The organism is Paenarthrobacter sp. NPDC056912, from assembly GCF_042786555.1.
Taxonomy (GTDB): Bacteria; Actinomycetota; Actinomycetes; order Actinomycetales; family Micrococcaceae; genus Arthrobacter.
Genome location: NZ_JBHUCD010000020.1, coordinates 86,986 through 96,979 on the forward strand (window position 1 = coordinate 86,986; position 9,994 = coordinate 96,979).

At 63.9% G+C, this 9,994-nt stretch carries 8 protein-coding genes; 6 read left to right on the top strand and 2 right to left on the bottom strand.

Translation table 11 applies throughout. The features are described 5' to 3' along the window. Positions 1–116: 116 nt before the first annotated feature. A complete protein-coding gene (locus tag ACFRJ9_RS19520; protein WP_377671369.1) occupies positions 117–2,090 on the bottom strand; it encodes an amino acid transporter in 1,974 nt (657 codons plus the stop codon). Between the two features lie 231 nt (positions 2,091–2,321). Here ACFRJ9_RS19520 and speB point away from each other — a divergent pair, with 231 nt between their 5' ends. Both speB and ACFRJ9_RS19530 read left to right on the top strand, forming a co-directional pair. Then, positions 2,322–3,383 carry an agmatinase gene (gene speB / locus ACFRJ9_RS19525; protein WP_377671372.1) on the top strand — a complete coding sequence of 354 codons (1,062 nt, stop codon included), beginning with the start codon at positions 2,322–2,324 and terminating at the stop codon, positions 3,381–3,383. Continuing rightward, positions 3,380–5,083, top strand: coding sequence for a thiamine pyrophosphate-binding protein (locus tag ACFRJ9_RS19530; protein WP_377671374.1), 1,704 nt, complete (start codon positions 3,380–3,382; stop codon positions 5,081–5,083). The genes speB and ACFRJ9_RS19530 overlap by 4 nt, the downstream gene beginning before the upstream one ends. A 63-nt stretch (positions 5,084–5,146) precedes the next feature. On the opposite strand, the gene ACFRJ9_RS19535 is transcribed toward ACFRJ9_RS19530, so the two are convergent. Continuing rightward, positions 5,147–5,644 carry a hypothetical protein gene (locus tag ACFRJ9_RS19535; protein ID WP_377671377.1) on the bottom strand — a complete coding sequence of 166 codons (498 nt, stop codon included), beginning with the start codon at positions 5,642–5,644 and terminating at the stop codon, positions 5,147–5,149. A gap of 147 nt (positions 5,645–5,791) precedes the next feature. Here ACFRJ9_RS19535 and ACFRJ9_RS19540 point away from each other — a divergent pair, with 147 nt between their 5' ends. From ACFRJ9_RS19540 to ACFRJ9_RS19555, 4 genes are all read left to right on the top strand, one after another. After that, complete coding sequence (locus tag ACFRJ9_RS19540; RefSeq protein WP_377671379.1) at positions 5,792–6,412, top strand: LysR substrate-binding domain-containing protein; 621 nt, start codon at positions 5,792–5,794, stop codon at positions 6,410–6,412. Positions 6,413–6,490: 78 nt separating this feature from the next. After that, entirely contained in the window at positions 6,491–6,973 is a 483-nt protein-coding gene (locus ACFRJ9_RS19545; RefSeq protein ID WP_377671381.1) for a MarR family winged helix-turn-helix transcriptional regulator, read from the top strand. A gap of 10 nt (positions 6,974–6,983) precedes the next feature. Further along, complete coding sequence (locus ACFRJ9_RS19550; protein WP_377671383.1) at positions 6,984–9,029, top strand: MFS transporter; 2,046 nt, start codon at positions 6,984–6,986, stop codon at positions 9,027–9,029. Between the two features lie 261 nt (positions 9,030–9,290). After that, positions 9,291–9,994 (top strand): ABC transporter permease (locus ACFRJ9_RS19555; protein ID WP_377671385.1); only part of this gene is annotated, 704 nt, incomplete at its 3' end.

The window sequence follows — 9,994 nt, forward strand, 5'->3', positions numbered from 1 at the left end:
GGGGGGCTGTTACGCCCTCAACCGCGCTCCACCTCCCCCCCCCGGCCCTGTGTGATCTTTCTGTCTTTTTTTTTTTTAAAAAATTCCATTAACCCCCCACCTCGGGGGACGGGACGCTAGCCCACGTGGACCCAGGGGCGCCGGGTGATGTCCGGCTCAGCTTCCCGCAACACTTCGCGGGTCACGGGCGCGATCTCGCCTTCGCCGAAGAACAGGAACTTGCTGAGGTTGGAGATCGGGTTGCCCTCGGTCCAGCGGAAGTAGATGTGCGGCATGAATCCGGTGACGTCGCGGATGTGGAGGAGCACGGCGGCCAGGGTGTTCGGCACGTTGTTGCTGTGTACTTCCAGGATCTTGAACCCGTGCCGTTCCTTGCCCACCACCTGGAGTTCCTGCTCGAAGTCCGAGCTGTCGTCCACGATGATCTCTATGAAGACGGCATCGCTGTCCACCGGCAGGTGGTTGGCCAGTTGCGCGTGCTGAAGCTTCTCGCGGTAGCGGCTGGCGCTGAGGCGCTTTGGCTCATGGGCGATGATCCGGACCGGGCCGTCAGCGTTGTCCGCGGTGAATTCGAGGGCTTTCTCGTCCATCTTGATGTGGGTTGCCCGGAGCTCGAAAGCGCGCCGGATCCGGGAAACGAAGCTGACCACCATGATGCCCAGAATGAACAGCGCCGCGATCTTCAGGCCGTCCGGACGCTCGATCGAGTTGACCACGGTGGTGTAGACGAACACTACCGAGACCACCCCGAAGCCGATGAACTGGCCGCGCTGTTTCTTCCTCCGGGCGGACAGCGTCACGGCGATGGAGGCGGAGGTGATCAGGACCAGCACACCGGTGGCGTAGGCGCCGCCCTGGGCGTTGACGTCAGCTTGGAAGATGACGGTGACGGCGAAAGCGATGACCGTGAAGACCAACACCAGCGGACGCAGCGCCCGTGCCCAGGCAGGGGCCATGCCGTAGCGGGGCAGGTACCTGGGGACGAGGTTGAGCAAACCGGCCATGGCTGAGGCGCCGGCGAACCAGAGGATGGCGATGGTGCTGACGTCGTACACCGTGCCGAAGCCGTCGCCCAGGAATTTGTGGGCGAGATAGGCGAGTGCGCGGCCCTCCGCTTTGCCGCCGGATTCGAATTCCGCGGCAGGGATCAGCATGACGGTGGTGAAGCTGGACGTAATGAGGAAGGAGCTCATGATGATGGCGGCGGTGGTCAGGAGCTTGTGGGCGCCCTTGATCCTGCCTGCTGGATTGGCTTCGGTGTCCGACGGGCGGCCCTTGATCTGGGGCATCACGGCAACGCCGGTTTCGAATCCTGAGAGGCCAAGGGCCAGGCGCGGGAACACCAGCAGTGCCAGGGCGATCATCATGATCGGGTCACCGTGGGAGGTGGTGAGGGCGGTCCACCAGTCCGTGATGACCCGGGACTCGGTAAAGAGGTGGCTGATGGCAACGGCAATGACCACAAGGTTCATGGCAAGGAAGACGCCCACCAGGACGACAGCTACGTTGATGGCTTCCTTGAACCCGCGGAGGAACACGATGCCCAGGCCTGCGATCAGCGCCAGCGTGATCACCACTTGCTGGCCTTCCAGGAAGTGCGGCGCGAACGGATTTTCGATGAGGTGGGCCGTGGCGTCGGCCGCGGACAGCGTAATGGTGATCATGAAGTCTGTTGCAGCGAAGCCGAGGAGCGCCAGGACGAAGATCTTGCCGCCCCAGCGTGGGAGCAGGCGTTCAAGCATGGCGATGGACCCTTCGCCGCGGGGGCTTTCTTTGGCCACGCGGCGGTAGACGGGCAGCGCGCCGGCGAGGGTTGCGAACACCAAAAGCAAAGTTGCCAGGGGGGACAGCAGGCCCGCGGCCAGTGCGGCGATGGCGGGCTGATAGCCGAGGGTGGAGAAGTAGTCCAGGCCGGTCAGGCACATGACCTTCCACCAGGCCTGCGGTTTGTGTGCGTCGGACGGGCGGCCGTGCGGGCCCTGCCGTTTGCCTGAGGTCTCCGGCATTCCCTCCAAGAGCCACGCTTTGAGGTGGAAGGCGTTCTTTCGCCGGTCGGCCGGGTCGGCCGGTGGCCTCGTCAGGGTGGTCACGGTGTCCTTTCGCGCAGCACGGTGCTGCTCCCGCAAGGAGCGTATGGCCGCGTTCGACGCCGGGACCCCGGTTTTTATGGAATCTTTACGCCCGCTGTGACCGGGATCTCATGCGCTGGGCACCTAAATGTGATTTGTAAACAAGTGATGCATATTAGGCAACTTTGAGTGTATGATGGGTGTCACAGTCACAGATTCGATCTCCACCTATCCACTAAGGAGTGGCGTATTTTGGAAGAGCTTCGTATTGAGGCCAACGGGAACCTTGGTCCCATTGATTCGTCCCGCATCCCGCGTTACGCCGGTGCCGCCACCTATGCCCGCCTGCCCCGCCTGGACCAGGTGTCCAAGGCCGACGTCACGGTGGTCGGCGTCCCCTTCGATTCCGGTGTTTCCTACCGTCCGGGCGCCCGTTTCGGCGCCAACCATGTGCGTGAGGCCAGCCGTCTGCTGCGCCCGTACAACCCGGCCTGGGATGTCAGCCCGTTCGAAAACATCCAGGTTGCCGACGCCGGCGACATGGCCGTGAACCCGTTCAACATCAACGAGGCCATCGAGACCATCCAGCAGAACGCCCTGGACCTCACGGCCAACGGCAGCAAGCTGGTCACCCTCGGCGGAGACCACACCATCGCCCTCCCGCTCTTGAGGGCAGCGGCCGAGCGTGCAGGCGAGCCCATCGCCATGCTCCACTTCGACGCACACCTGGACACCTGGGACACCTACTTCGGCGCTGAGTACACCCACGGCACCCCGTTCCGACGTGCTGTGGAAGAGGGCATCCTGGACACCGAAGCCATCAGCCACGTAGGTACCCGCGGTCCGCTGTACGGCAAGAAGGACCTCGACGACGACCACCGCTTCGGCTTCGGCATCGTCACCTCCGCTGATGTCTACTACCAGGGTGTACTGGAGACGGTGGCGAAAATTCGCGACCGCATCGGCAACCGCCCGCTGTACATCTCGGTTGACATCGACGTCCTGGATCCGGCGCACGCTCCCGGCACCGGCACCCCGGAAGCCGGCGGCATCACCAGCCGCGAACTCCTCGAGATCATCCGCGGCTTCCGCGGCATGAACCTCGTGGGCGCGGACATCGTAGAAGTTGCCCCGGCCTATGATCACGCCGAAATCACCGGCGTCGCAGGCAGCCACGTGGCCTACGAGCTCGTAACCCTCATGGCGGACAACGCTGTGGAAGGTGACCGTCTCGGCGCCCCGAACGGCTACGCGCAGCAGGCACTCGGCGCCCGCATCGCAGAACTCGCAAAAGCAACTGGAGAACAGCGATGATCGACTTCGATCCCGGCACAGCAGCTCCCACCAAGGGAACCAACCAGCGCAACGGCGGGGACCTCGTCGTCGAGACCCTCGAAGCACTTGGTGCGAAAACCGTCTTCGGTATCCCCGGCCAGCATGCGCTCGGTCTTTTCGACGCCATGGGCCGCGGCAACCTGCACTTCGTTTCCTCCCGGGTGGAGAACAACTCCGCCTTCGCAGCCGACGGTTACTCCCGCGCGACCGGCGAGGTTGGCGTGCTGTTCCTATCCACCGGCCCGGGCGCGCTGACGTCCCTGGCCGGTTTGCAGGAGGCCTATGCCACCGGTGTTCCAATGGTGGTTGTCGCCAGCCAGATCCCGCTCGATGGCCTGGGTGCACGCCGCAAGGGCATGTTGCACCAGCTCGATGACCAGAAGGCCTCGGCCGCGAACGTCACCAAGAGCCAGCGCCTGATCCAGCATGCTTCGGGCATCCCGTCGGCCATCCAGGACGCCTGGACCGAGGCGATTTCCTCGCCGCAGGGCCCGGTCTGGATCGAAATCCCGCAGAACGTCCTGCTGGATCCCATCATGGTTCCCCCGGTGGAGGACGCGCTCGCCGAGGCGTTCGACAACCCGCCGCGCGTCGAGCTGGTCCGCGAGGCCGTGAAGTGGCTTTCGACGGCGGAACGTCCGGCGATCATCGCGGGCGGCGGTACGCGCCGTGGCCGGGCTGAGAAGTCGCTGCTCTCGATCGCCGAGCAGCTGCGCGCACCGGTCATCTGCACTCCAGGTGGCAACGGTGCGTTCCCGTGGACCCACGAGTTGTCCCTGCAGTCCTGGATCGAGGACCGGTACATGACCGACGTGCTCGAAGACGCCGATGTCCTGATCGTCATTGGCTCTTCCTTGGGTGAAGTGACGTCCAACTACTTCACGTTCGAACCACGGGGCCGGATCATCCAGATCGACGCCGAACCCCGCGTCCTCGAATCCAACAGGCCGGGCCTTGGCATCCGTGCCGACGCCGGCCAGGCCCTCGCGGCCTTGGACGAGGCCCTTGCAGCAGCCGGTGCGGCGGACACCGTGACACGGTCTTGGCACGGAACCTCGCCGGAGGACCTGGTCAAGGACTCCCTTGCGAAGGTCACGGCACGCCTGGAATCACAGGACCTGGCCAAGGAACTGAAGTTCATGCACGACATCCGCGAGGCTGTCCCGGCTGACATGCAGACGTTCTGGGACATGACCATCTCCGCTTACTGGGGTTGGAGCTGCTGGGATGCCCGGCAGGGCCAGTTCCACTCCGCCCAGGGTGCAGGCGGCCTCGGTTACGGTTTCCCTGCAGCAATCGGCGGCGCCGTGGGCCTGGAAACCACCGGCAAGCCCAGCCGGGTGCTTGCTGTCTCCGGTGACGGTTCGTCCATGTACTCCATTTCCGAGCTCGCCACCGCCAAGCAGCACAACGTCCCGGTCACCTGGCTGATCGTGGACGACGGCGGCTACGGCATCCTGCGCGAATACATGGTGGGTGCTTTCGGCCAGGCCACGGCCACCGAGCTCGCCCGCCCGGACTTCGTCAAGCTGGCCGAGTCCTTCGGTGTCCCGGCCCGCCGGGTCGCCCCGGAGGAAGTGGGGGACGCGCTCAAGGCCTCCTTCGAAGCGGACGGACCCAACGTCGTCGTGGTTGAAACACTCCTGAAGATGTTCGGCCCCACGCACTTGGACAACTAAGCAACAAAACAGTCAGCCCCCGCACGGACAACCGTGCGGGGGCTGACTGTTTCTGCAGGGAACTCAGTCGAGCTCGCGTTCAATGCCCTCCGGAGTCGCCCGCACGGCCACAGCCGAGGCCAGCAAGGTCGCAATCCAGAAGACCGCAATGAGCCACAGCCCGCCACCGGCAGCAAGGCTCAGCCCTGCCACGATCATTGGCGTGAAGCCTGCGCCGATCATGGAGGCGCCTTGGTAGGCGAGCGAGGCGCCCGTGTAACGGTTACGCGTGGGGAAGTGTTCGGCCACATAGGCGGCAATGGGTCCGTGCAGGAAGCCCTGAACCAGGCCGTTGCCCAGGATGATTGCCAGTGCGAAGCCCCGCAGCTCGCCGTTGCTCATGAGCACCAGGATCGGATAGGCCAGCACGGCCCCGAGCAGTGAGGCACCGATGAAGTCGTAGTACTCAATGGTGCTGCCAATAAGGCTGGAGGCAAGGATGCGTCGCATGTCCTTGGAGTTCATGGACGTTTCCGTCGGGGTGGCAGCTCCTGTGTCCGGTGCTGCGGGTGCTGTGCTCATGTGCTTCCTCAGGTTCAGTCTGGGGCCGCATCAGCGCTGACGGGCGAACGGAATGACGTCGACGTCATTGGGGACGGTGCCAGGGCCAGGCGGATCCTCCGGGAAGCCGCTGAGCTTCAAGGGGCCCTGCTTGGTTCCCACGAACAAATGCGGGGCCGCGTATCCATCGGCTGCATGATCGCCATCTCGCCCCGGCTCATTCCAAGCCTGATCCGGTACTTCGCGGAGCTTTGGCCGGAGGTAGAGCTTGATTTCATCGAAGGCACGGCCGAAGAACTTCAGCGCGCAGTGGGGGAGGGGGAGCTGGACGTCGCCTTCATCTACTCACTCCAGGCGGTCCCCGGCGTGGACGTCATCAAGGTAGTGGAGTCTCGGCCGCAGTTCATGGTCTCTGCCGGTCATCCCCTGGCCGGGAGGTCGTCGTTGACTTTTGCTGAGCTCGCCGGCGAGGACCTCGTCCTGTTCAATGTGCCGCCGAGCGCCGAGCGCGTCACGGCCATCTTCCATGCGGCGGGCATTGAGCCCAAGGTTCGCTGGAAGAGCGTAGTGGCCCAGACGATCCGCGGGATTGTGGCGAGCGGACGGGCCATCTCCGTTACCCATGTTTGGCCCGGGGCAGCGTCCGTCTATGCCGATGCGAAGGTGGCGCTGGTGCCGATCGCGGACGAACTTCCGGAAAACTGGCTCATTGCCGCCGTTCCGCCGGGCGTGAAGCGTTCGCGGCGAGTGGACGAAGTCATCGCCGCAGCGAAGCAACTGGCCCTCTAGCCTCTCGCTTCTTTAGTTTCCCAAAGCAATCAATCTGAGTTATAGTTGCTTTAGGCAAACAAAAAAGGGGTGCTTTCCATGTCTGTCGGTTCGGCCACAGCAACCGATCTTGTGCATCAAATATTCGACCTCCAGCGGACTCTGCGCTGTGTGGTGACCGCCCACCTGGCCCGCGTTCCCGACGTCGGAATGGCCCTCCAAGGTGTCATGCGCTTTATCGGCGAGGGAGACGCGCGCGCCACGCAGTTGGCTGCCCGCCTCGGCGTTAGCGCACCGGTCCTGAGCCGGCACATCGCGGAGTTGGAGGAGCTTGGGTTCGTGGTCAGGCGACCGGATCCCGCGGACGGCCGGGCCCAGATCCTGGCTTTGACGGAGGCAGGTGCTGCGAAGCTCCGGGACGTCGAGGAACAGCGCAGCGTCAGGCTGCGGGACTACCTGGGGGACTGGAGCGAGGACGACGCCCTCGAGGCATCCCAGGTTTTGCAGAAACTCACCGAGTCACTCAAGGACTCAATCCGGGCAACGGCGGCCGGCTCCATCACAACAAACCACACAGCTTAGGAGCCCACGCATGGCTACACCAGCAGTACAACAACCGAAGGCGGTGGACGCCTCAGTTAACAAGGCCGCCGCGCCCATGACCCACCGGCAGATCATGGAAGCCCTCACCGGCCTCCTCGCGGCCTTCTTCACCGCGATCCTCAGCAGCACCATCGTCGCGAATGCCCTGCCCACCATCATGTCCGAACTCAAGGGCACGCAAACCGACTTCGCCTGGGTCATCACCGCAGCGTTGTTGGCGAACGCCGCCACCACGCCCATCTGGGGCAAGCTCGCGGACCTCTTCGACAAGAAGCTCCTCGTCCAGCTGAGCATCATCATCTTCGTGGCCGGCTCCGTCATGGCCGGCCTGTCCGAAACGATCCCGCTGCTGCTGACCGCACGCGTCATCCAGGGTGTCGCCATGGGTGGCCTCACCGCCTTGGCCCAGGCCATCATCGGCTCCATGATCCCGCCTAGGGATCGTGGCAAGTACTCCGGCTACATGGGTGCTGTCATGGCAGTCGGCACGGCCGGCGGTCCGCTGCTCGGCGGCTTCATCGTTGACAGCCCGCTCGGCTGGCGCTGGACGTTCTTTGTCTGCGTGCCCCTCGCCGTCGTCGCGCTCATCTTGCTCCAGGTGACCCTGAAGATCCAGCACATCAAGCGCCCTGCCAAGATCGACTGGCTGGGTTCCATCCTGCTGACCTCGGGCGTAAGCCTGCTCCTGATCTGGGTTTCCTTCGCCGGCAACCCCGACTACTACGACTGGTTCTCCTGGCAGTCCGCCCTCATGGTGGGTGGCGGCGTCGCGCTGCTGGCCCTGCTGGTCTTCGTGGAAACCAAAGTTGCCCAGCCGATCATCCCGCTCAAGATCATCTCCGAACGCACCACGGCCCTGGCCATCGTCGCCTCGATCGCAGTGGGCATCGCCATGTTCGGCTCCTCCACCTTCCTGGGCCAGTACTTCCAGGTTGCCCGTGGCGCCACGCCTACCGAGGCCGGCCTGCTGACCCTGCCGATGATCGCGGGCAACCTGATCGGTTCCGTGGCTTCGGGCATCCTGATCAGCCGCTTCGGTAAGTGGAAGCGGTTCTTGGTGGCAGGCAGTGTCCTCCTCATTGGCGGACTCGCGTTCGCCGGAACCATGGACCACACCACAGAACTGTGGATCGTGGCGATCTACACCGGCGTGTTCGGCCTCGGCCTTGGCATGCTGATGCAGAACCTGGTGCTCGCTGTGCAGAACACAGTCCAGGCCAAGGACATCGGCACGGCCAGTGCTTCGGTGGCGTTCTTCCGCTCGGTGGGCGGCGCGATCGGCGTCTCCGTCCTCGGTGCCATCATGTCCACCCACGTGAAGGACCTCGCCGTCGAAGGCATGGCTGCGGCCGGTATCCCGGTTCAGGGCGGCGCGTCGGGAGCCAGCATGGACCTCGCCGACATGCCAGCACCCATTCGAGACATCATGCGTGCTGCCTACGGCGACGCGACGGCCCAGATCTTCCTGATTTCAGCCATCATCAGCGTGGTAGCCCTTCTTGCCGTGATGTTGATCAAGGAGCGGCCGCTGCGCCGCACCGTTGATGCCGCTCCGGAGAAGGAACTGCTGGCCACTGCCTCGGGAGAGGCCGCGATGCCACTGGACACTGCGTCCTTGGACGCGGTGAAAACGGGCGACGACGGCAGCGGCCTGGGTGCCGGGCGCCAGCTCCCGGGAGCGGATCGTCAGGCTCCGAAGGATGACTCAGGGTCCGACCTTGATCTTGAGTTCGCCCGGATCCTTACCCAGGAACGGCCCCACGCCGCCGGGGACGTGAAGGAAGTCCAGGAACAGTTGTCCCGCACCCAGTACGTCCTTGCCGAACAGCAGTTGCAGCTCAGCCGGGCCAACGTGGAACTGCAGGCCCGGTTGCGGGAGCAGCAGTCCTTGGCGGAGCAGCAGGCCAGGACAGCCGAGGAGCTCGCTGCGATCCGGAAGGAACTCAAGCGCGAACGCAGGCAGCAGGAACGCATGGCGTTGATGCTCCTGCAAGGCGCTGAAGCCCGTTCGGACCACGGCAAGCACGCAGGCTAGGACGGTCAAGCAGGGCGCCGGCGGGACTCCCGGCCGGCGCTTTGTTGTGGGCATGGATGACAGTTGCCTGAACTTCCGGGCGGGCCTCCATGCACCAGCAGGTGCAGCCGCGACACGGGAAATACTCCGCTGGGATGATCTTTTCCGTAGGTTGTTTCGCTGGGGCAACGGATTTCGTAGAGTGGGGAGGCTAATACTGTCAGCCCTTGCTGCAAGACTTCTCTTAACTCATTCACGCACTCTTTCTAAGGACCTGTGGGCATGCTTGTCACCCTTATACGGCGCTATTCCAAGCCGTATTTGCCGCAGATAGTGGCCGTCCTCATCTTTCAGTTGGCGTCTACCATTGCCACGCTCTACCTTCCCAGCCTCAATGCCCAGATCATTGACGAGGGCGTTTCTCGTGGCGACACCGATTTCATTTGGCGTACCGGTGCGCTCATGCTCGCGGTTGCTCTCGGCCAAGTGATCACTGCCATCGCAGCGGTGTACTTCGGCGCGCGCGTTGCCATGGCTATTGGCCGGGACCTGCGCCGCAGCGTCTACCGCCAGGTCAGCAGTTTCTCCGCGCAGGACGTGAATCGTTTTGGCGCTCCCACCCTGATCACCCGGGGCACCAACGATGTCCAGCAGGTACAGATGTTGGTGCTCATGGGCTTGAACTTCATGGTCTCCACACCCATCATGTGCGTTGGCGGCATCATCATGGCCCTGCGTGAGGACCTGAGCCTGTCGTGGTTGGTCTGGGTTTCCGTGCCCGTCCTCGTGGCAGTCGTGGGCTATCTGGTGGTCCGCTTGATGCCGCTGTTCCGTTCCATGCAGACCAAGATCGACGCCATCAACGGCGTGCTCCGCGAGCAGATCATCGGCATCCGCGTGGTCCGGGCGTTCGTGCGTGAACCTTACGAAGCCAAGCGCTTCGGTGATGCCAACCAGGACCTGACGGCAGTTTCCGTGAAAATCGG